This window comes from Methylobacterium sp. WCS2018Hpa-22 (genome assembly GCF_031843785.1).
Lineage (GTDB): Bacteria > Pseudomonadota > Alphaproteobacteria > Rhizobiales > Beijerinckiaceae > Methylobacterium.
The window spans coordinates 1-20,246 of record NZ_JAVTJA010000032.1 but is presented as its reverse complement, the minus strand read 5'-3'; the positions used below and the strand labels follow the sequence as shown (position 1 = coordinate 20,246).

At 58.3% G+C, this 20,246-nt stretch carries 23 protein-coding genes and 1 pseudogene; 17 read left to right on the top strand and 7 right to left on the bottom strand.

All coding sequences use genetic code 11. The features are described from left to right. The 4 genes and pseudogenes from RQI43_RS24295 to RQI43_RS24280 all read right to left on the bottom strand — a co-directional run. Window positions 1–213 (bottom strand): annotated as a pseudogene (locus RQI43_RS24295) (hypothetical protein); the annotation flags it as partial. Window positions 214–521: 308 nt separating this feature from the next. Continuing rightward, entirely contained in the window at window positions 522–758 is a 237-nt protein-coding gene (locus RQI43_RS24290) for a hypothetical protein (RefSeq protein ID WP_311276873.1), read from the bottom strand. 69 nt (window positions 759–827) lie between these two features. Then, window positions 828–1,154: a transcriptional regulator gene (locus RQI43_RS24285; RefSeq protein ID WP_311276872.1), complete on the bottom strand. Its 327-nt coding sequence runs from the start codon at window positions 1,152–1,154 to the stop codon at window positions 828–830. Further along, entirely contained in the window at window positions 1,151–1,465 is a 315-nt protein-coding gene (locus RQI43_RS24280; protein ID WP_311276871.1) for a type II toxin-antitoxin system RelE/ParE family toxin, read from the bottom strand. Before RQI43_RS24280 ends, RQI43_RS24285 begins: the two co-directional genes overlap by 4 nt. 357 nt (window positions 1,466–1,822) lie before the next feature. Here RQI43_RS24280 and RQI43_RS24275 point away from each other — a divergent pair, with 357 nt between their 5' ends. From RQI43_RS24275 to RQI43_RS24255, 6 genes are all read left to right on the top strand, one after another. After that, window positions 1,823–2,401, top strand: coding sequence for a hypothetical protein (locus RQI43_RS24275; RefSeq protein WP_311276870.1), 579 nt, complete (start codon window positions 1,823–1,825; stop codon window positions 2,399–2,401). A gap of 414 nt (window positions 2,402–2,815) precedes the next feature. Then, on the top strand, window positions 2,816–3,181 hold the full coding sequence (locus RQI43_RS24620; RefSeq protein WP_405030698.1) for a zinc-finger-containing protein: 366 nt from the start codon (window positions 2,816–2,818) through the stop codon (window positions 3,179–3,181). A 267-nt stretch (window positions 3,182–3,448) separates the two neighbouring features. Further along, window positions 3,449–3,892: a hypothetical protein gene (locus RQI43_RS24270; RefSeq protein WP_311276869.1), complete on the top strand. Its 444-nt coding sequence runs from the start codon at window positions 3,449–3,451 to the stop codon at window positions 3,890–3,892. A 51-nt stretch (window positions 3,893–3,943) separates the two neighbouring features. Beyond that, window positions 3,944–4,183: a hypothetical protein gene (locus RQI43_RS24265; RefSeq protein ID WP_207413991.1), complete on the top strand. Its 240-nt coding sequence runs from the start codon at window positions 3,944–3,946 to the stop codon at window positions 4,181–4,183. Between the two features lie 59 nt (window positions 4,184–4,242). After that, window positions 4,243–4,485 carry a hypothetical protein gene (locus RQI43_RS24260; protein WP_311276868.1) on the top strand — a complete coding sequence of 81 codons (243 nt, stop codon included), beginning with the start codon at window positions 4,243–4,245 and terminating at the stop codon, window positions 4,483–4,485. 62 nt (window positions 4,486–4,547) lie between these two features. Further along, complete coding sequence (locus RQI43_RS24255) at window positions 4,548–4,814, top strand: hypothetical protein (RefSeq protein ID WP_311276867.1); 267 nt, start codon at window positions 4,548–4,550, stop codon at window positions 4,812–4,814. A gap of 119 nt (window positions 4,815–4,933) precedes the next feature. Here the strand turns inward: RQI43_RS24255 and RQI43_RS24250 are convergent, their stop codons facing one another. Next, window positions 4,934–5,698, bottom strand: coding sequence for a recombinase family protein (locus tag RQI43_RS24250; RefSeq protein WP_311276866.1), 765 nt, complete (start codon window positions 5,696–5,698; stop codon window positions 4,934–4,936). Between the two features lie 167 nt (window positions 5,699–5,865). Between RQI43_RS24250 and RQI43_RS24245 the strand changes: the two genes are divergently transcribed. Together RQI43_RS24245 and RQI43_RS24240 are read left to right on the top strand one after the other, a co-directional pair. After that, complete coding sequence (locus tag RQI43_RS24245; protein WP_311276865.1) at window positions 5,866–6,492, top strand: P-loop NTPase; 627 nt, start codon at window positions 5,866–5,868, stop codon at window positions 6,490–6,492. A gap of 32 nt (window positions 6,493–6,524) precedes the next feature. Beyond that, window positions 6,525–6,899 carry a hypothetical protein gene (locus RQI43_RS24240; protein WP_311276864.1) on the top strand — a complete coding sequence of 125 codons (375 nt, stop codon included), beginning with the start codon at window positions 6,525–6,527 and terminating at the stop codon, window positions 6,897–6,899. Here the strand turns inward: RQI43_RS24240 and RQI43_RS24235 are convergent. Both RQI43_RS24235 and RQI43_RS24230 read right to left on the bottom strand, forming a co-directional pair. Next, window positions 6,896–7,096, bottom strand: a complete 201-nt coding sequence (locus tag RQI43_RS24235) for a hypothetical protein (protein WP_311276863.1) — start codon at window positions 7,094–7,096, stop codon at window positions 6,896–6,898. The two genes, RQI43_RS24240 and RQI43_RS24235, sit on opposite strands and share 4 nt — an antisense overlap. A gap of 30 nt (window positions 7,097–7,126) precedes the next feature. Further along, window positions 7,127–7,852 (bottom strand): hypothetical protein, encoded by a 726-nt coding sequence (locus RQI43_RS24230; RefSeq protein ID WP_311276862.1) that lies wholly within the window; start codon window positions 7,850–7,852, stop codon window positions 7,127–7,129. Between the two features lie 605 nt (window positions 7,853–8,457). Between RQI43_RS24230 and RQI43_RS24225 the strand changes: the two genes are divergently transcribed. The 9 genes from RQI43_RS24225 (at window position 8,458) to RQI43_RS24185 (ending at window position 20,053) form a co-directional block, all read left to right on the top strand. Further along, entirely contained in the window at window positions 8,458–9,084 is a 627-nt protein-coding gene (locus RQI43_RS24225) for a hypothetical protein (protein ID WP_311276861.1), read from the top strand. An 11-nt stretch (window positions 9,085–9,095) separates the two neighbouring features. After that, the gene (locus RQI43_RS24220; RefSeq protein ID WP_311276860.1) at window positions 9,096–9,662 is read left to right on the top strand and encodes a hypothetical protein; all 567 of its coding nucleotides are present in this window, start codon (window positions 9,096–9,098) and stop codon (window positions 9,660–9,662) included. Between the two features lie 396 nt (window positions 9,663–10,058). Then, window positions 10,059–10,346, top strand: coding sequence for a hypothetical protein (locus RQI43_RS24215; RefSeq protein WP_311276859.1), 288 nt, complete (start codon window positions 10,059–10,061; stop codon window positions 10,344–10,346). Between the two features lie 2 nt (window positions 10,347–10,348). Then, on the top strand, window positions 10,349–10,828 hold the full coding sequence (locus tag RQI43_RS24210; protein WP_311276858.1) for a hypothetical protein: 480 nt from the start codon (window positions 10,349–10,351) through the stop codon (window positions 10,826–10,828). A 319-nt stretch (window positions 10,829–11,147) separates the two neighbouring features. Then, window positions 11,148–11,834 (top strand): recombinase family protein, encoded by a 687-nt coding sequence (locus tag RQI43_RS24205; protein ID WP_311276857.1) that lies wholly within the window; start codon window positions 11,148–11,150, stop codon window positions 11,832–11,834. A gap of 87 nt (window positions 11,835–11,921) precedes the next feature. Continuing rightward, complete coding sequence (locus RQI43_RS24200; protein ID WP_311276856.1) at window positions 11,922–13,757, top strand: class I SAM-dependent DNA methyltransferase; 1,836 nt, start codon at window positions 11,922–11,924, stop codon at window positions 13,755–13,757. Further along, the gene (locus RQI43_RS24195; protein WP_311276855.1) at window positions 13,754–15,715 is read left to right on the top strand and encodes a restriction endonuclease subunit S; all 1,962 of its coding nucleotides are present in this window, start codon (window positions 13,754–13,756) and stop codon (window positions 15,713–15,715) included. The genes RQI43_RS24200 and RQI43_RS24195 overlap by 4 nt, the downstream gene beginning before the upstream one ends. Further along, a complete protein-coding gene (locus tag RQI43_RS24190; RefSeq protein WP_311276854.1) occupies window positions 15,712–18,834 on the top strand; it encodes a type I restriction endonuclease in 3,123 nt (1,040 codons plus the stop codon). The genes RQI43_RS24195 and RQI43_RS24190 overlap by 4 nt, the downstream gene beginning before the upstream one ends. A gap of 67 nt (window positions 18,835–18,901) precedes the next feature. Beyond that, a complete protein-coding gene (locus RQI43_RS24185) occupies window positions 18,902–20,053 on the top strand; it encodes a hypothetical protein (protein ID WP_311276853.1) in 1,152 nt (383 codons plus the stop codon). The last annotated feature ends 193 nt before the right edge of the window (window positions 20,054–20,246 follow it).

The window sequence follows — 20,246 nt, the reverse complement described above, 5'->3', positions numbered from 1 at the left end:
CATCGAGAGATACGAGGCCACCGCACTGGCAAGGAACAGGATCGCCGTCAGCGAAACGGCCTCATCCACATGAGTCGGGCCGATCTGGGCCTCGGCGATCTTCACCAACCCAACCAGCGTCGTGCAGACCCCGATCATCGTTCCCGCGGCGGGTAGGATGTGCTGGGATAAGGCACGGGGGCCATGCCCGCGGTTTGGGCCTCGTCTCTTCATGCGGAGCTCCGGCGCTTGGAGGGGTCAGGCCAGATCGACCACTGCATTAGGGGTAAACCTGGTCTTCGAGGCTTCAGCGCCTGCCTGCCCTCGAACTCCATCGAGATCTATTCGATTGAGATGTGCAGCGCAGTGAGTGCACTGGAAAATACGCAACGTTGGCGCATGGCGGCATCCGTGGTGTTCGTAGCAGTCGTTGTCGCCGAAATCGCTTTCGCCTCTCAGCGCTGCCCTGTAGCGATCCTCAGTCTGCCTTGAGCGTCCCATGCAGGAGCAGGCATCCTTAGTCGCATCGTGGGACCTTCCTCTCAGTGAAGAGAACCCCGGCGGTCAGCCTCGAGGCGCTCTACCACCTTCGTCAGGTCGTCCTGGCTGATGTTGCGCAAGGCAGTGAGGAAGCCATCGAGCGCCTCCTCCAACGTCTGCCCCTTAGCCCTCGCAAACTCTTGCATCTTCGCAAGCTCCGGCTCGGAGAAGCGCTGGCCCGTGAGGTGCTCGAGCTCCTGAAAAGCGACCAAAGGCGCAAGAAGATCACGGAGGCTCATCGCTGAATTTTCTCGGGTCGTCATCATCGACAGAGATGGTGCGGAAGGTGGCGCAACACCAACAACGATCTAAGATCCGAGTGCTCGACGCACAGCGTCTGGCTCACGCTCGATGACACGCAGGAGCGCTTGCATCGCCGCATCGGGTCGGCGACGTCCTTGCTCATAGGACTCCATCGTCCTCGCCGAGATCCGGAACCGCTGCTCAAACTCTTTGGTCGATGCGGCTACCGTTCGCCGGATCGCCTTCACCCGCTCAGGGGTGATGAGATCGTCCGGCGCCTCATAGCTCTGGGCTTCAACCTCACCACGCAGGTAGGCGGCCATCTCCTGAAAGGCCTCTACCAGATCGTCGCCGACCCGGGAGCCAGTGGGCTGCTGAGTGCTCTGCGTCATGGCTCGACTCCCTTGATGCTCGCGATCGCCTCGAGGATCGCCTTGCGCTGTTCTGGTGACAGATCGTCCCGCTCGTTCTTCGGATAGGCCGTCATCATGAACAGCACACCAGGCGCGATCGCGACGTAGTAGATCGTGCGGCCTCCTCCGCTTTTGCCCCGACCTGGTAGCGGAAAGCGGGCTTTACGAGCTCCACGCAGTCCCTTGATCATGGGGTGAGCATCAGGTGCCCTGACGATCATCGCCTCGATCTCGGCTACCACCGTCTCATCAAGGCCCATTCCTCTCATCGCCCGGATGTAGGGCTTCAACCGAACCACCTTCATCATCTTAAAATACTACAACGGCTCACTACGTCAACGTGGTAACAAACTGCCTTTGGGAGGGCCATGAACTGATGGCGTGGGGCCCTTTGATGAGAAGCTCTACCACTGTCGACGAGACACCCAGGCGGTCGACAGCGGCCAGCATCCCGTTATCATCCGGCTCACCGGCTCCAGTGGCGAGCAGCACAGTTACGCTGACGGTTGGTCGCCTGAGGGTATGTTTCGCTACTTCGGCGAGGGCCACATGACCCCCTGACCTCAATCTCATTAGTCCCCGTTGACGGCTGAAGGGCGCTATGGGGTAGAGGCTGAGATCCTTTCGATGCGACGGAGACGCATGCAGTGAACAGCCGAACCAGTTGTGTTGCCCTGATCTGCGCGACCATTATGGCAGTGGGAGTTGGCGGATGTAACGCCGAACCTGTGAAGGACGACTGGGTCGTCGTTGATAAGATTGACCCGATTGATGACCATCACGATCAGCGCATAACGCAGCGCGATCAAAACGGCACCATGATCCTGGAGATTAACTGCGTCTACAGGAAGCAGGACACGGAGGGTTATGGTGCTGCTTATCTCCAGATTTCATCGCCTGTCGAATTTCTAAACAAGACGCGCTTCCGAAAAAATAAGGGCTCTACTGAAGATGTTCTAACCTTTTTTGGTCATCGTGATTCTCCAACAAGAAGTATATTGATGGAAGATCCGACAGATTGGTTGCTTAGTGCTGATTTCCAAGAACTTGCTGTTGAAGTGACCGATAAAAATAAACGGTTGGTTGCCAGCTTTACCGGCTTCAAGTCTCCTTCGTCCATTGCGGCTCGCGACAAGTGCAAAGAGAAAATTGCTGGGATGCGTGAGCGAAATGAGCGGGAAAGACTGGAGAGAGCTCGAAAAATAAAGGAGGAGAGCAAGGGGTGAATTCTCTATGATGGCAGGATATAAATACATTATGAAATATTACATTTAGGTTTACTGGATATAGTATTCTACGTGCAGAGATAATTTGTCATGAGAGATTAGGTGGACATTCCAAGGAAGAACGCGCGGAAGCAACGTTTGCGCGAGTAACAAGCAGCAGGGAACGCTATTTCGCAACCGTAACGATGATCTTGGAGTTCACAGACAGCTTATCCCCTCACCTAATGGGACAATTTCGGCAAATCGCGTTCGCATTGACCGTTTGGGACATATTTTGCGGACAACGAGGGGACATTCAGGGGACATTTCGGGACATCCTGGTCGCACAAATGTCCCCTTGAGCATGTTTGCATTGATCCTTTGGGGACGATTTCGGACAAGTTGTCCTCGTTCAGCAAGGATCTTCAGCCACAGATGTCCGGCAGCGATCTGCTCTGTCCTCACTGCGGTCAGCCAGCGACCCAGCTGGTGACGGCTCACGGTATCAAGAACCGGTGCGTGCCGTGCGGGCTCTGGTCGAGGGGCAGCAAGCCCTTGCGCGATGAGACGAGCCACAGAGCTATGCGGGCACGCATAGTCACTCGTCGGAATGCCCACACCGCCTTCGACCAGCTCTGGAAGGGAGGCCTCATGGACCGGGAGGCTGCCTACGACCGGCTCGCTCAGGAGCTCGGCATTGAGCGTGATGCTTGTCACATGAGCCAGATGGACGTGGAGACGGCTCGACGTGTGCCGCCCGCAGTGAAGATCATCCGAGCATCACTGCCGCGTAGTCGCTGAAGCGCTCACGGGCAAAACTCAAAAAAACCCTGCACGAAGCAGGGCTTTAGGTGGAGCTAGGAGACACCATCCTTCGCTGTGCGAACATGGGAAGGGGCAGTTGGCCGTGCTGGCCGAGGCCCCTAACGAGTTGAAGGTCGCTCTCCAACAGACCCTTTAATGCGAACTGATGGTGTTCGTTGGCCAGACTGATAGGCAGGCGATCGGATGTGAGATCGCCAACAAACTCCCCCCCCCCCCGCCCGTCGGATCTTAGAAGGTGCCAGCATGAAACAGGCTTTCTCGAAACGGCCGAACCCCGAGAAGGCCCAGGGAAAAGTTACCGTCAGGGGAGCGCTTGAGAGCCCCGTAGAGCCCGTCGAGGCGCCCTCCCCTGTCTGGCCTGCTTCGGTCGCGAAAAAGCGCCTGGCGGCCCCTCCCAGCAACAAGGAGACGACGCCGAACCTGCATCTCCCGTCTGAGGGCTTCGTCGACCTAAATTTCAAGGTCCAGCCTGAGCTACGACACGCCTTTAAGGTCTACGCGGCGTCCCAGAGCATGACCGGTAAGGAGCTGCTGGAGCGTGCGTTCGAGCTCTACACCCGCGTGTTCCCCTTAGGAGACGAGACGGTGGAGATCCGAAGGCCGAGCGCCGAGCAGATGCGCCTGCGTCGCGAGAAACGGCAAGAACGTGAAGCTCGGATGACGAGGATCCGATCACACCAAGGATGAGGAACAGTCCCGCCTGAGCATCGTTCTGGCTCAGTTTGAGGAGATGCAACCGTGGCGATCAAGCTGGAAATCCTGGTAGACAACCCGCCCCAGAGCTGGACCCAAGATCATACGCCCGTTGTCCTAGGGGAAGCGCCCCGTAGCGGCGACTTCATCAGGGTCGAGGGAACATTGCGAAACGGTGTGGGGTGCAGCGTCGATGCCCTCATCACCCGCGTCACCCACATTCCGGCCGGCAATGTGAACGACGTGCAGGCGCTTATCGAGTGTGACGGCAGCGCAGACGGCTAGAGGGCCAAGAGCAGTCAAGCTTGGGTGCTGTTACACATTCCTATGAGGGAGATGAGGCCATGGCGATCAAAGCCTACTTTTTCCCAGCAGGTGACCTGCGCGGGTGGCTTCCTGAGGCAGAGTTCTTCTATCTCACCGAGCTGCCACGGATCGGCGAGAGCGTTCGACTTCCCGGCATGCGCGATGGGCATAGCGAGAGTGTTGAAGGGCGGATCACAAGCATCACTCACATCGCCGCGGTGAAACCGGAGGATGCGTGCATCCGCGTGTTCTTCCCCAACGAGAAGCTGATCCGGCACTAGGGAATCGCTCAGGAACTGTCGAGCTTGATCGTCGTTGCGTCTCCGTTTGAGGAGATTCAACCATGGCAATCAAGGTCAACGCCCTTCGCAACGGTCCAACCCCGCCCGGATGGCAGCCGAACCAGGAGGATCACTGGGTCGAGCGCGTGCCGCCCGTCGGTGAGCAGATTCTCATCGATGGGCACTTTCCGAGCTTCACAGGTCAGCGCGGTATCGCCCAGTCGATCACGGGCAGGGTGACGAGGATCATGACGAAACTCGGAGATACGCCTGAGGAGACCTCGGTCGTCCTGGAATACGACGTCCTCGCTGAACGGGCTCCGGAATAGGGGAGCCGGGGATAGGGAACTTGGCGCCAAGGACGGCGCTGGAAACGTGGTGAGCACAGAAGGCACAGCCCTCACGGGCTGCGCCGGCTTCTAGGACTTCCGCTCGGCAACGAGACTCATCAGAACCGGCCCCAGAGCTCATTCTCGGCATAGGGCTCGCCCTGTAGCACCTGCTTCCGCTCATCGATCTGGGTGAGAAGGCGCCGGATGTTTCTCTCCGTCCACTCGATGCCGCGAGAGGTCCGGTAGCCCTTCGCGTTCAAGCCCTCGGCGATGGTCCTCGCGGTTGTGCACCCGCTGTCGCGGAGCTCCTCGATCACCGGAGTCAGCTCACGCACCTGCTTGTCGACCCGGGCCTTAGTAGCAGCGACAGCGAGGGAGCGAGCCTCAGGCAGGTTCGTGCGATTTCCGAGCGGCACTCCTTGGTCCTTGAGCTTCTGGAGAGCGCTCTTGGTGTTGATGCTGATGAGCTCGCCCTCACGCTGAGCGCGAGCAGCTTCACTCATGATGACGGCATGTGAGGCACCCTCACCGGACCGGCAGCTGATGAGCTTCACACCGCCCTCGGTGATGATCTTCTCGATAGCGCTGGTGTTCCTGCTGAAGCGATCGAGCCCATCCACAAGGATTGTCCATCCCTTCTCGCGAGCAAGCATGACTGCTTCCCTCACATGGGGTCGGCTGTGCATGCTCTGCTCACCCATACCGGTCTCTACATCACTAAATGTTCTTACAATCTCGTAGCCCTCATAACGAGCGAACTCCCGGATCGTTACCATCTGGAGCTCCTCGCCGTGCCCGCTCCGCCCCTGCTTCTCGGTCGATACGCGGATGTATGCGATCGCCGGCTTGAGCTTCTTTCTCGTAGGCGTCTGGTCGTTCATAGGGGTGTCTATCTTTACTCATATCTAAATGACCCCTTTTAGATATACACGATTCCTACCCTTTAGCAATGTGCACGTCATAAAGTGGTTGAGATGCGCAAGTGCTATCGCCTTCGCATGATTTTCTGTAAGCAAAAACTATCAGCGGTTTATAAGGGCTAACGTGGATGACGGTGATAGGCTTCATCTCGCAGAAGGGTGGGGTCGGGAAGTCGACACTCGCACGAGCGCTAGCGCGGGAGGCCGCGGCAAGCGGGCTCGCTGTGAAGATCGCCGATCTCGATGTTGAGCAAGGCACCTCGACGAACTGGGCACGACGGCGAATGGCAGCAGGTCTTGAGCCTGTCGTGCCCGTCGAGCCCTTCAGAACGGCAGCTGACGCCTTCAAGGCAGCTGCACATGTCGACCTGCTCATTGTTGACGGACCAGCACGGGCCTCAGCCGGAACGCTTGAAATCGCGAAGGGGTCAGCCCTCGTCGTGCAGCCGTCCAGCACGTCAGTGGACGATCTTGAACCGGCGACGATCGTCTTCAACTCCCTAGTCAGGGCCGGCGTCCCTCGATCCAAGCTCGCGGTCGCCCTAGTCCGCGTCGGGACGGAAGCCGAGGAGGCGTTCGCCCGCGCCTACCTGGCCGAGGCCGGCTTCGACGTGTTGCCAGGTGCGCTCCTCGAACGACCGGCGTATCGAATCGCGCAGAACGAAGGCCAGGCGGTGACTGAGGTGCGGTTCAAGGGACTGTCCGAGCGAGCCGACGCACTCGTTCAGGCCATCATCGATCGGGCCGGGTTGTAAGCCGAAATTAGTCGAAACTAGCGAGCGAAATCATGGCTGGATTCAAAAAGCTGAAGCCGGGTTCCCAAGCCGACGTGAAGCCGCCCTCGGCCGAGGTAATCGTCGACTTCTCCACACGGCCAGAGACGTTCGATCCCGCGCCGGCCGAGGAGACGGAGAAGCGCGGCGTTGGCCGTCCTCGCGGGGCGCCGCGCAAGGCGTTCGCCACTCGTCTCCGGGAGGAGGCGATTGAAGACATTCAAGCAGTGAACCTCGGACTACGTCTCAAGCAACAGGGCGAGGCCGTCGAGCGGGCCATTCGATTCTACAAGGCGCACCTGATCGCCAGGACGCGGGAGGAGCTACGGCTCGCGCCAGAAGTCGACGACGCGGCCGTGCTCATGAAGGCATTTAAACTTGATGACTAACGATTTATATTCCTCATAGTATCTGCCAGGTCTTTGGCGACTTTATCGCTTTCTTCTTTCTCATAAGCATTTAGTTCAGTAAGAACAGAAATGTATCTCTGAACGTATGTGGTGGCTGAGGTATTCTTGCCAGTAGCAGAAGCTGCATGTCCTGCAAGAATCGCGGCAACAATCTTATTGACCGATTTATCATCCATGTCGCTATCACCTGTTCTGTATTGCGAACGCTAGTCTGCATTGCGCACATGACTTCGGGGTTTTTGATATGTGCCTTTGTAAGGCACGAATCTAGGTTGCGTTGATCGATTTTGGCGCAATGAAGCCGCCTTCTCTGATCCCGATAGAACCTGAGTTTCCGTGGTGCTCACTTTTCCGAACCCTATGCCTCGCTTCGGGGACCGGGCGAGCCACGAGGACCACTCGCGGTCGACAACCGTCACACGGTTCGGGAGGTTCTTCGCGCCCGTCTGACGGCGTTCCTCGATGTTGACGAGGCCGAGGCGCTTGGCCTCGCGCATGGCCTTCTGTGCCGTTGTGCGGCCGACGCCAGCACGCGCCGCGATGGCGTCAAGCGGGAGGACACAGCGGCCCTTGTCCCGGCACTCGTCGCCCACGATGCGGAGCACCGCGGCCTCGCCCGTCGTGAACCTGGCCGCGAGCGCGGGCGGGAGGGGACCGGAAGCGGCCAGGCGTCGGCGCCGCTCGATCGCGACGGAGCGCACAGGCGGGCGTTGGGTGCGACGGGGAGAGAAGAGCGTCGCCGGCCTGGTCGCACCACCTACGGGTTCCCGTAGGGTCTTGGCGACGGTCTGGCGCATGTGGATGGCCTCGGCCAGGCGTTGCGCGTCGTCCTCGCTTAAGGCGCCAGAGGACAGGCCGGACCATATGACCCGGTTGAGTTCGACGAGCGCCGTCGAAGAGGCCACCGCAATCGCGGCCTCGATCTGGTTCACAAACACGTCTCGCCCCATCATGGGGCCGCGTCAGGACAAACGATCTCGTTGGGAGAAGTCACCTTCTCCCTTGACGGCCGGGGCCGTGCGTGAGATTTTGAGGACTGTCTAGGTTCCTTCAAAACCGCACCGATTTCAGAAGCCCTCCGATCCGCCGGCAAGCGGGTTAGGGGGCTTCTCTCGTTCTGGACGTCAGCGGCTCGTTGCAGATATCTCCGGGCGCACCTGCGCCGAATTGTTAACCGTGAAGGTTGCCATCGAGTCGGTCAACCTCAGGCACGCTACCCTTACGTCAAGCAAAAGTCTTATGGCGGCCTGAGGCAGTTTTGCCTCGTCCGGGCCACACGTCGGAAGGCGGCTTCAAGCTCCTCCCCATCAACACATGATGGGAAGCTGTCGTGCGGCGCGACAACTGGATTGAAGCCCTTCCGCCTGGGTCAACGAAGTCTTTGTTAACGTTCCGTCAACCAACCCCCCCCAACGTCAGGAGGGGCACGCATCTGTTGAGGGGCTCCCTTCACGTTAGCGGTGCCAGCAGGCCCCTCCCAGCGTGGGCTACCCCTCACCTACCAACGTTGGCCTCCGATCACATCGAGGACGTTGGGATGGCTGCGGCGGAGCTCATTCAAGTCACATATCGTGAGATTGCCGAGAGTTTCGGGATCGGCATCGAAGGTGCCCGCATCAAGGCGAAGCGTCGTGCCGCAAAGGGCGAGTGGCGTCTCATCCCGGGCAACCATCCTCAAGATATCGTCCGGGTCGAGATGCCCGCTGAAGAGCTCCGTGCGGGTCCCATCAAACCCCAACGCTCTCCTCCCAACAATCCTGCCGATAGGGACCCAACGCTCCCACCCCAACATGAGACCCAACGCAAGGATACCAACGACTTAGAAGCGTTGGTTGCTGTGATCTCTCAGCTCACATTGCAGTCGCAGGCGATGACCGATCGGCTGATCGAGGCTGAGCGGACGCGGGCCGAGGCCCAAAGGGACACTGCAATCGCCCAGACCGAGCTGAGGGCCATAGAGGAGCGTCTTGCTACCCTCCAGGAGCAGCATCTGACTGAGCTGATGGATTTACGTGAGCGGATGGCAGCTGAGACGGATCAGGCCGGCAGAACCGTCGAGGATGCCAAGGTGCGTGAGCGCGAATTGCAGGCCCGGCTTGATGAGGCAGAGGGAAGCCTCGCAGCGATGCACGCACGATCCTGGTGGCGCCGGCTGGTTGGGTGAGGGCGCACAAGATGATGGATGCGACAGCTCACTTCCGCCACTCGACGCTCCGCGAGCGGATCGTCGAACACGTGTTTGTCGGCGACACACTGCGGTCCCTCTGGCGTCTCGGGATCTACGACGTGGAGGTCCTCCGCTCCGAGTTCGATGCTCACGGGTATGATCTGGTTCTTGCACGCGGTCGCGTCGTTCGACACATCCAGTTCAAAACCGGCTCAAAGGCCAAGCCCGATGCTGTTTCGATTGCAGCCTCACTCGCCGAGAAGCCAAGCGGGTGCGTGATCTGGATCAGAGTGCAGGCTGATCTGGAGATGGGACCCTTTTTCTGGTTCGGAGGGGAGCCAGGTGAGCCACTCCCGCAGCTTGACGGTTACGCGAATCCGCGACGTCCAACCCGAAACAAGGAGGGTGTCCGGCCGATCCGGCAAAACCATCGGGAGGTGCCCCGCGACCAATTCCGTCAGCTAGCTACGCTCGAGGACGTGCTTGTTGCCCTACTCGGGCCCCTGGTGCCGAAGGTGGGGCTTATGACTCTTCCTACGGATGATGATGACGGACACCATGCCCTACGAGGCTGAGCTGCTCGCTCTCGCGATCGAGAACAACGAGCTACGACTCGAGCTAGCCCAGATCCAGGATCAGTGCATTGAGCTCGCTGTCGACAGCGGAGAACTTCACGCAGAGGTCCTAGCCTTACGAGCACAGCTTGCTGAGCTCGCCGAGCAGCGAGACGCTTGGCGATCCGAGGCAGAACGCTTCCGTCCTCCTGCGCGAGTTTCAGCCTGATGAGCCCCAAGCGATGGAGACGCCCGGATTTCGACGCACTGACTGAGGTTCAGCTCAATGAGAGAGCATCGCAGCTGCCGTGCGGACTTGATACCCAACTCGGTTCAGATACGTTTTCTTTGTGAGCCGATCACAAACTCCACCGCAAGCCAACCGCGCAAAAAGTTCTCAGAGATAAGGCGAACATAATGACAATGCTAAAGGCAAAAGAAGCTATATCCATAGCAAAAGGATGGATAGAAGATGTATTTGGACCAGAGCACCCATCAAACATTGGTCTTGAGGAAGTAAAATTCGACGATAGAAACGAAAACTGGCTTATAACTGTTGGTTTTTCGAGACCGTGGAACTCAGAAAGAACTGTAGTAACCGCTTTTAGTGGAGAAAAAAATTTGAAAAGATCATTTAAGGTCGTAACGATCAAAGACTCTACGGGAGAAGTGCAATCTGTCACCAATAGATCAAGCGATGACTAATAATGCCTAAACTTCTTGCAATCGATACTAACATGCTTCTTTTGCTTGTAGTTGGCCTCGCATCGGAAGCGGCATCAAAACCGTATTTAGAAAAACACAAAAGGACTCAAGTTTACAATAAGGAATTATTCGAACTTTTGCAACTAATCATATCTCAGTCTTCAGGACTACTACTTACTCCAAACGTATTAAGCGAAACATCTAATTTAATGTATTATATTAGTGATAAACAAGCAAAGAATGATATAGCAATTTCATTCAAATCTATAGTGGACATGACAAGCGAGAGATTTATTAAAAGCACAGTTGCTACATCAAATGCAAATTTTGTTTTTTTAGGTCTGGCTGATGCTGTTCTTTTAGAAATACAGACTAAAGGAATAATACTTTTAACTGATGATTTTCCGCTATATCAAGCAAGTGTAAATCTTGGATACGAAGTAATTAATTTTAGTCATGTAAGAGAGGAGTTTGACTTATAAATTTTATTTATGTTATTTTAAATTTGTTTTATTATATAAATATAAATCTCTCGACCACCTCAATTTAAGCCCTTTTCAGCATCATTTATATTCTATAAGTGAGTAAAATTCAGATGCTCTAACGGATTTGATCATTGTCTTACAGTTCTATCAGAAGATTTGCTCTCCTTGTTGATAGTCGCTCCCTTAACGGTCATCTGGGGAGGTTCGTGCGATTTGCACGAGCAAAGCTGCAATTGATTATCACGAACCGACTCGTATCGTTCTGTTAAACGTTCGTTCGATAGAACGTGACATCGGGTGGAAGAGGGGCCGGCACGTGACCCAGGGCAAGTTCGTCGCCTATTACCGGGTCTCCACCGACCGGCAGGGCCGCTCAGGGCTGGGCCTTGAGGCCCAACAGGAGACAGTCCGCTCCTTCCTGAACGGCGGCTCCTGGAGCCTCGTGGGCGAGTTCACCGAGGTGGAGAGCGGACGCTCATCAGAACGGCCCGAGCTTGCCAAGGCACTGACCCAGTGCCGGATCAGAGGCGCCATACTGATCGTCGCGAACGTCTCGCGCCTCACTCGGTCGGTGGCGTTCCTCTCGCGCCTTCTCGAGGCTGGAGTCGAGGTTAGGTTCTGCGACCTACCGCAGATCGAGGGGCCGACCGGGCGGTTCATGCTCCAGCAGATGGTCGCTGTGGCCGAGTTGGAGGCGGGCCTCATCGGGGATCGCACGCGCAAGGCGCTGGCCGCGGCCAAGGCGCGAGGTAAGAAGCTCGGCACCCCAGAAAATCTGCAGCGTCAGGATGTTGGGCGCGATCGAGGCCGGGCAGCACGCACCCGCATCGCTGACGCACGGGCGCTCGATCTCGCCGAGACCATCAAGGACGTTCGCGCTTTAGGGGCATCATCGCTCCGAGAGATCGCGACAGGTCTCAACTCCCGTGGAATTCCGACCGCACGGGGAGGAACATCGTGGTCGGCCACTCAGGTGCAGCGGGTGTTGGCTCGGGTGATCTGAGGCCAGAAGCGGGAGATTAGATGTCTGCCCAGTTGCTGCTCCTCATGGCCACATGACACAAGCCTGTTTCAGGAGGGCCGGCCGTTCATGAATCATCAGGCGCTTGCATCGTTCATCTGGTCGGTCGCAGACCTGCTAAGGGGGGACTACAGGCAGTCAGAGTATGGCCGGGTGATCCTGCCGTTCACGGTCCTGCGGCGCCTTGACTGCGTGCTAGAGGGCACCAAGGCAGCCGTCCTTGCTGAGTTGCAAGCGAAGACCAACCTGGGCCTCAATCCGGAACCCTTCCTGCTCCGTGCAGCCAAGCAGGGCTTCTACAACACTGATCCTCTCGATCTCGCAAAACTGATGGGGGACCAGGACAACATCCGAGCCAATCTCATCCGCTACGTCGAGGGCTTCTCACCGGCAGTGCGTGACATCTTCGAGCAGTTCGAGTTCCACGCCCAGATCGACCGGCTCGCCAAGATTGGGCTGCTCTATCAAGTGACGGAAAAATTTGCTCGCATCGACCTGCACCCGTCGAAAGTCGACAACACAGCGATGGGCCTCGCCTTCGAAGAGCTCATAAGGAAGTTCGCCGAAATCTCGAACGAGACAGCCGGTGAGCACTTCACCCCTCGCGAAGTGATCAGGCTGATGGTTAACCTGCTGTTCTTCGAGGATGATGAGGGGCTGACCAAACCAGGCATCGTGCGCACGATCTACGACCCTACAGCTGGCACCGGCGGCATGTTGTCGATCGCGGGTGAATATCTCGCTGAGCACAATCCAAAGGGGCACCTGACCATGTTCGGCCAGGAGCTGAACCCGGAGTCCTATGCGATCTGCAAGGCCGACATGCTCATTAAGGGGCAGGACATCGGCAACATCGCTCCCGGCAACACGCTGTCGGAGGACGGCCATACTGGGCGCCGCTTCGACTACATGCTGAGCAACCCGCCCTTTGGCGTCGACTGGAAGAAGGTTGAGAAGCAGGTCCGCGCCGAGCACGAACAGAAAGGTTACGATGGGCGCTTTGGACCCGGACTGCCGCGCGTGTCGGACGGGTCGTTGCTGTTCCTCATGCACCTTCTGTCGAAGATGCGCCCGCGCGAGGAAGGAGGTTGCCGCTTTGGTATCGTGCTCAACGGCTCGCCCTTATTCACGGGCGGCGCCGGCAGCGGAGAGAGCGAGATCCGCCGCTACGTGATCGAGAACGATCTAGTCGAGGCGATCGTCGCCTTGCCCACCGACATGTTTTACAACACCGGCATCTCGACCTACGTCTGGATCCTCAGCAACAAGAAGCCCGAGGCGCGCCGCGGCAAGCTTCAGCTGATCGATGCCAGCTCCTTCTGGCGTAAGATGCGGAAGACGTTGGGCTCCAAGCGCAAGGAGATGTCGGCCGATCAGATTGATACGGTGACGCGGCTGTTTGGCGGGTTCGTTGAGGCCCGTCTCGTGACGTTCTTCGACGACGCAGGCAAGGAGGTCGGGCGTAAGGTCCTGCTCGCTGGCGAGGCTGAGCCCACGGCACCCGAGGGCGGCAAGGTTAAACTTACGCCGCTCTCCCGCATCCTCCACAACAGCGCCTTCGGCTATCGTGCCATCACGATCGAACGTCCGCTGCGCGACGAGGCTGGCAACGTCTTGCTCAGCCAGCGCGGCAAGGCCAAGGGCAAACCTCAGACGGACTCAAGCCTGCGCGACACGGAGAACGTGCAGCTCGACGAGGACGTCGAGACCTACTTCCGGCGCGAGGTGCTGCCGCACGTGAGCGACGCATGGATCGACCATGAGAAGACAAGGATCGGCTACGAAATCCCGTTCACGCGGCACTTCCATGTGTTCGAGCAACCACGGCCCCTTGCCGAGATCGACGCGGAGCTTGAGGCCGTAACGACGCGCATCAAGGCGATGCTCGAAGGACTGGCGGCATGAGCTTTCCAGCGTATCAAAAGTATGTCGAACGCAAGGTCGAATGGATTGGCGCGACGCCAAACCATTGGGCTGTATGCGCCCTTAATTATCGGTATATAGTCGAACTTGGGAAGATGCTAGACGAGAGTCGTATAACAGGTAATTTTCCAGGTTATTACTTAAGAAATACAGATGTTCAGTGGGGTAAAATAAATATAATAGACCTCCCCCTAATGGATTTTAATGGCTCTGACGTTTCGCGATACTCCTTGCGTCCCGGAGACCTATTGGTATGCGAAGGTGGAGAGGTTGGTCGTGCGGCTATTTGGAATGGCGGTGTTGATCCCTGTTATTATCAAAAAGCTTTGCATCGACTGCGACCTAGATATCACGAGCGCGATGATGTTCGATATTTATTCTATGTATTAACGTGCGCGGCTAAATTCGGCGCTTTCTCGGGTGGTGAAGCCAAAGCAACTATAGCCCATCTTCCTGCTGAGACTCTTCGACGGCACTTATTCCCTTTTCCTCCCACAGAGGAACAGCGGGCAATTGCTGACTTCCTTAATCGTGAGACGGCCAAGATCGATGCGCTGGTAGAGGAGCAACGGCGTCTGATCGCGCTGCTGAGGGAGAAACGACGGGCCATCATCTTCCATGCTGTCACCAAGGGCCTCGCCCCTGATGCCATTATGAAGGACAGCGGCATCGGTTGGCTCGGCGAGGTGCCAGCGCATTGGAAAATTATGGCATTGCGCCGTCTCATCGATCAAGAACGGCCAATCACTTACGGGATCGTTCAGCCAGGGGAGGGAGACCCAGAAGGCCGCTTCATGGTGAGGGGGCAAGATTACTCACGCGGCTGGGTTATGCCAGAGGAAATATTTCGTGTCTCTGACGTTGTTGAGCTTCCTTATCGGAGAGCAAGGCTTAAGCCCGGAGATGTAGTCATCACCATTGTTGGAGCAGGACTAGGCAATACTGCTGTAATTCCTGCATTTTTGGATGGCGGAAACATAACCCAGACCACAGCTCGATTAGCTCCAGCAACCGGTATAATAAGTAGTGATTATTTAGCATTGGCTCTTGGATCTAATATAGGTTCTATTCAGGTGTCGCTTTATCAGAAAGGAGCCGCTCAACCCGGACTAAACTTAGAGCATCTTAGTGCTTTTCAACTTCCTCTACCGCCTCTAGAAGAGCAACAGCATGTAGTGAGGTGGCTAGCCCCCGTCCTGCGCCAAATATCAGAAATAACGGCTGCCGCCGAACAAATGGTCGTGCTTTTCAATGAGCGTCGTGCCGCGCTGATCTCTGCCGCTGTCACAGGTAAGATCGACGTCCGCCCGTCGGCTGCGGTTCTAACTTTCCCCATTGATCGGGTGCGTGCCCGACGCCTTGTCGCGACCGAGATCATTGAGCAGTCGGCGTCTCAGCCAACTTTTGGGCGGACCAAGCTTCAGAAAGTCCTCTACTTGGCCGAGACCCACGCCAACATCAACGAACTCGCTGGACGCTACATCCGCATGCCCTACGGTCCTTTGGACCAGATGATGATCAAGGAGGTGGAAGATGGGGCTCTTGAGGCAGGGTTCGTCGTCGATGATCCAGGTGATCGCAAGATGGTGCGGTATCATCCCTGCCCTACAAAAGGGCGCTTTCGTGCCAAGTTAGCCCAATGGCTTGGCGATGAACGCATCGCCAAGCTCGACAAGCTCATCACCGACTTCGCCGACCTCGACACTCGCGCTGCCGAGGCCATTGCGACGCTTTACGCTGTCTGGAACGATGCTCTAATCGACGGCGAGACACCCGCCGATATGGAGATTGCCCTAGCTTTCCTGTCCGAATGGCACCCTGAGAAGGCACGAAAGTTTCGGATCGACGAGCTACAGATCTGGCTCGACTGGATGCGTCGTCACGGCCTCGTGCCCACCGGTGCTGGATCGAAGACGTCGACTGGCAGGCTGTTCGCATGAGCCTGCACAAAGAGATTAGCTTCGAGGACGAGATTTGCGAGCACCTCGCGGCGCATGGCTGGGTCTACGAGACGGGCAGTGCTGCGCACTATGATCGCCAACGCGCGCTGTTTCCGGCCGATCTCATCACATGGGTGCAGCAGACGCAGCCGAAGGCTTGGGAGGCACTCAGCCGCAGCCAGGGCGTAGCCGCAGCAGCAGCGTTGCTCGACCGAGTGCGCAAGCAGATTGACGATCGCGGTGCGCTCGATGTCATCCGGCACGGTGTCGACATGTTGGGCGTGAAGGGGCGCATCGAGCTCGCGCAGTTCCGACCGGCCTTCGGCACGAACCCGGTCATCATCGCGGCCTATCAGGCGAACCGGCTGCGTGTCGTCCGGCAGCTGCGCTACTCCTCGGCGAACGAGAACTCGATCGACGTCGCGCTGTTTTTAAACGGCGTGCCCGTCGCTACCCTCGAGCTCAAGACGGACTTCACGCAGTCGATCACCGACGCGATCGACCAGTATCGCTTCGACCGGCTGCCGCAGGCGAAGGGGCAGGCGCGTGAGCCGCTGCTGTCGTTCCCTGGCGGCGCGCTGGTGCACTTCGCGGTGAGCAACAGCGAAGTGCACATGACGACCAAACTCGCTGGTCCAGCGACGCGCTTCCTACCGTTCAACAAGGGTGACCAAGGCGGCGCCGGCAACCCGGCGAACCCGAATGGGCACCGCACGTCCTATCTGTGGGAGGAGGTGCTCGCACGCGAGAGCTGGCTTGAGATCCTCGGCCGCTACCTCGTCGCCCAGCGTGACTCCAAGCGCACGATCACCGGCCTGATCTTCCCGCGCTACCATCAGCTCGACGCGACGCGGAAGCTCTCGGCCGCGGTGCGCGTTGAGGGGGCAGGTGGCAAATACCTGATCCAGCACTCGGCCGGCTCCGGTAAGACGAACTCGATCGCGTGGGCGGCGCACTTTCTCGCAGACCTACACGACGCGGCGGACAAGAAGCTGTTCTCGACGGTGATCGTAGTCTCCGATCGCAACGTCATCGACTCCCAGCTGCAGGACGCGCTGTTCGGCTTTGAGCGCACCACTGGCGTCGTGGCGACCATTCGCAGCGAAGGCGGTGCCAAGAGCGGCCAGCTCGCTGAGGCGCTGGCTCAAGGCAAAAAGATCATCGTCTGCACCATCCAGACTTTCCCCTTCGCTCTCGAGGCGGTGCGCGACCTCGCAGCGACGGAAGGCAAGCGCTTCGCGGTGATCGCCGACGAGGCGCACAGCTCACAGACCGGTGAGGCCGCTAAAAAGCTCAAGCAGTTACTCTCCCCACAGGAGATTGCCGACCTGCAGGATGGCGGCGAGATGAGCGCTGAGGACATCCTCGCTGCCCAGATGGCCGGCCGCGCCGGAGAGAGCGGCGTCACCTACGTCGCCTTCACAGCGACTCCGAAGGCTAAGACGCTCGAGCTGTTCGGCCGCAGACCGCATCTGGATCAGCCGCCTGGCCCTACCAATCTGCCGGCCGCCTTCCACGTCTACTCGATGCGTCAGGCGATCGAGGAGGGCTTCATCCTCGATGTGCTGAAGAACTACACGCCCTACCGCCTCGCTTTCCGCCTCGCGAACGAAGGACAGGAGTGGGACGAACAGGAGGTCGAGCGCAGCGTCGCTCTTAAAGGCATTATGCGCTGGGTGCGGCTCCACCCTTACAACATCGCGCAGAAGGTGCAGATCGTCGTCGAGCACTTCCGCGAGAACGTCCAGCCGCTGCTTGAGGGCAAGGCTAAGGCGATGGTTGTGCTCGGGAGCCGTGTCGAGGCGGTGCGCTGGAAGCTCGCGATCGACGGCTACATTAAATCCAAGGGTTACGCGCTAGGCACGCTTGCGGCATTTTCAGGCGAGGTGGACGATCCGGAGTCGAACGAGGAACCGTTTACGGAGGGGAGCGCCACGCTGAACCCCGGCCTCAAGGGCCGGGACATCCGCGAGGCCTTCGCTGGCGCTGATTTTCACCTGCTGCTCGTCGCCAACAAATTTCAGACCGGCTTCGATCAGCCCCTGCTCTGCGGGATGTATGTGGATCGACGCCTTGGAGGCATTCAGGCGGTGCAGACGCTCTCGCGTCTCAACCGTGCGCACCCAGGCAAGGACACCACCTACGTCCTCGACTTCGTAAACTCGTCTGAGGAGATCCTAACTGCCTTTCGCACCTACTACGACACAGCGGAGCTCGAGGGCGTCACGGACCCGAACATCGTTCTCGACCTGAAAGCCAAGCTCGACGCAAGCGGCCACTACGATGAGTTCGAGGTGGACCGGGTCGCCGCGGTGGAGATGAACCCGAAGGCAAAGCAGGGCGACTTGATCGCGGCGATTGAACCAGTGGCCGATCGCCTGCTGAAGCGCTTCAAGGCCGCCCAGGAGCGCCTACTGCGTGCGACAGAGCGGGAGGACGGCGACAGCGCAGGCGAGGCCAAGGACGAGCTCGACGCGCTCCTCCTCTTCAGGAGCGACATGGTCGCATATCAGAGCGCCTACAGCTTCCTGTCGCAGATTTTCGACTACGCCAACACCGCGGTCGAGAAGCGCTTTCTGTTCTACAAGCGCCTCGTGCCGCTACTCGAGTTCGGACGCGAACGTCAGGGCGTTGACCTCTCGAAAGTGACGCTCACGCACCACAGCCTCAAGAACGAAGGCCAGCGTCGGCTTGACGTTTCCGGGCGCGACGAGACCAAGCTCACTCCGATGACCGGCATGGGCTCGGGTTCAGTGCAGGAGAAAGAGAAGGCGCTCCTTGCCGAGATTATCGAGCGCGTGAACGACCTCTTCGGGGGCGACACCACAGACGGCGATCAGCTCAGCTATGTGACGACGCTACGCGACAAAATGCTTGAGTCGGACGCGCTGGTCACGCAAGCCGCGAACAACACGAAGGCGCAGTTCGACAATTCTCCTACGCTGCGAAGCGAGCTAATGAACGCCATCATTGACGCCTTCGAGGCCCACGCGTCGCTGAGCAAGCAGGCCATCGGCTCGGAGAAGGTGAGAGAGGGCCTGAAGGATGTGCTTCTCGGACCGGCGCAGCTCTATGAAGCGCTGCGGGCGCGAGCCGACGAAGAACCGGTTGATGCCTAGGGCGATCAAGGCATATGTCGCCGGCGGAAGCTGATTGAACTCTTCGTTTTAGGAAAAGGCCGCAGGCGTGACAGACGGCGTCTACATGATCCGCGATGACAACACGCTTGTCGAAATGCGTTCGAGTCCTTTCGAGAGTGAGGACCTGCTTCAGAGGCTTCTGGCGAACCACCCAAGTTTGATCGCCGGTGATGCCGTTGATCCAACGAACCCACGTCGCTGGCTGCTCATTGCGCGCGAGCAGACTGTGCCGGGTGAAGAAGGTGGATCTGGCCGCTGGTCGCTCGATCATCTCTTCGTTGACCAGGATGGTGTTCCGACCCTCATTGAGGTCAAGCGTGCCAGTGACACGCGGGGACGGCGCGAGGTCGTGGCCCAGATGCTCGACTATGCCGCAAACGGTGTTGTTTACTGGCCCCTTGAGGCGATCCGGCAGCAGTTCGAACGCACATGTGCGGCGGCTGAGCGTGATGCAGACGAAGCGCTCCGTGAGCATCTAGGACGCCCTGAGGCCGACCTTGAAGAGTTTTGGCGTGTCGTAGATGTGAACCTGCGAGCGGGCCGCATCCGGATGGTGTTCGTTGCGGACGTCATCTATCCCGAGCTCAAGCGGATCGTCGAATTTCTGAACGCTCAGATGAGCCCAGCTGAGGTCATTGCCCTCGAGATTAAGCACTATGCCGGGCAGGGGCTACGCACGTTGGTCCCACGCCTCATTGGACGCACAGCAGAAGCTGAACGGCGCAAGGGCACAAGTTCGACGTCCACTAAGGCCCCTCCCCGGCCTGCGGTATCATATGAAGAGTGGTTCACCCTGTTTGCCGAGCAGCGCGGACCTGGTGAGACGATGGCCGCTCGCGCGATCTACGATTGGTGGGTGGCTCAGGGCGGTGTGTATGAGGTGACCAGCGCGCAGAAACCGTCGCTGATCGTCAAATTCGTTCACGACCGCGGGCATTGCTGGCCCTCGGTCATGAGGATGAACGGCCGGGTAACGACAGCCCTATGCTACGTCATGAAGAGCCCGCCCTTCGACAACGTTGAGGTTCGTCGTGAGGTGCTTGCGACGCTCGAAGAAACATTCGGCCAGCGCTACGGGGAGCGAGCAGTCGATGGCGAACCTTATGTGCCTCTAGCACTACTCCAAGAAGCAGCGGCGCAAGAGAAGCTGTTCGCGATCTGGCAGTCGCTTATCGACCGGATCCGCAGCGGGGAATAGTCCTAAGCGCCTTTCGAGTCAGATCGTCTCGTAGGCGAAGAAAAGCGTGATCGTAGAAAGGCTGAAGAGGCCGATGATGAAGCAGATGTCGGCGACTCGCTCTAGCCGGAGAGCGAGGGGACGGTCTTCATCGAGGCGCATCGAGAGATACGAGGCCACCGCACTGGCAAGGAACAGGATCGCCGTCAGCGAA

Coding starts and splice junctions, on each gene's coding strand:
- RQI43_RS24215 (WP_311276859.1), top strand. CDS start 10,059: ATGACAATGCTAAAGGCAAAAGAAGCTATATCCATAGCAAAAGGATGG.
- RQI43_RS24260 (WP_311276868.1), top strand. CDS start 4,243: ATGGCGATCAAAGCCTACTTTTTCCCAGCAGGTGACCTGCGCGGGTGG.
- RQI43_RS24270 (WP_311276869.1), top strand. CDS start 3,449: ATGAAACAGGCTTTCTCGAAACGGCCGAACCCCGAGAAGGCCCAGGGA.
- RQI43_RS24235 (WP_311276863.1), bottom strand. CDS start 7,096: ATGGATGATAAATCGGTCAATAAGATTGTTGCCGCGATTCTTGCAGGA.
- RQI43_RS24200 (WP_311276856.1), top strand. CDS start 11,922: ATGAATCATCAGGCGCTTGCATCGTTCATCTGGTCGGTCGCAGACCTG.
- RQI43_RS24195 (WP_311276855.1), top strand. CDS start 13,754: ATGAGCTTTCCAGCGTATCAAAAGTATGTCGAACGCAAGGTCGAATGG.
- RQI43_RS24240 (WP_311276864.1), top strand. CDS start 6,525: ATGGCTGGATTCAAAAAGCTGAAGCCGGGTTCCCAAGCCGACGTGAAG.
- RQI43_RS24225 (WP_311276861.1), top strand. CDS start 8,458: ATGGCTGCGGCGGAGCTCATTCAAGTCACATATCGTGAGATTGCCGAG.
- RQI43_RS24190 (WP_311276854.1), top strand. CDS start 15,712: ATGAGCCTGCACAAAGAGATTAGCTTCGAGGACGAGATTTGCGAGCAC.
- RQI43_RS24620 (WP_405030698.1), top strand. CDS start 2,816: ATGTCCGGCAGCGATCTGCTCTGTCCTCACTGCGGTCAGCCAGCGACC.
- RQI43_RS24250 (WP_311276866.1), bottom strand. CDS start 5,698: ATGAACGACCAGACGCCTACGAGAAAGAAGCTCAAGCCGGCGATCGCA.
- RQI43_RS24210 (WP_311276858.1), top strand. CDS start 10,349: ATGCCTAAACTTCTTGCAATCGATACTAACATGCTTCTTTTGCTTGTA.
- RQI43_RS24255 (WP_311276867.1), top strand. CDS start 4,548: ATGGCAATCAAGGTCAACGCCCTTCGCAACGGTCCAACCCCGCCCGGA.
- RQI43_RS24220 (WP_311276860.1), top strand. CDS start 9,096: ATGATGGATGCGACAGCTCACTTCCGCCACTCGACGCTCCGCGAGCGG.
- RQI43_RS24285 (WP_311276872.1), bottom strand. CDS start 1,154: ATGACGCAGAGCACTCAGCAGCCCACTGGCTCCCGGGTCGGCGACGAT.
- RQI43_RS24245 (WP_311276865.1), top strand. CDS start 5,866: ATGACGGTGATAGGCTTCATCTCGCAGAAGGGTGGGGTCGGGAAGTCG.
- RQI43_RS24290 (WP_311276873.1), bottom strand. CDS start 758: ATGAGCCTCCGTGATCTTCTTGCGCCTTTGGTCGCTTTTCAGGAGCTC.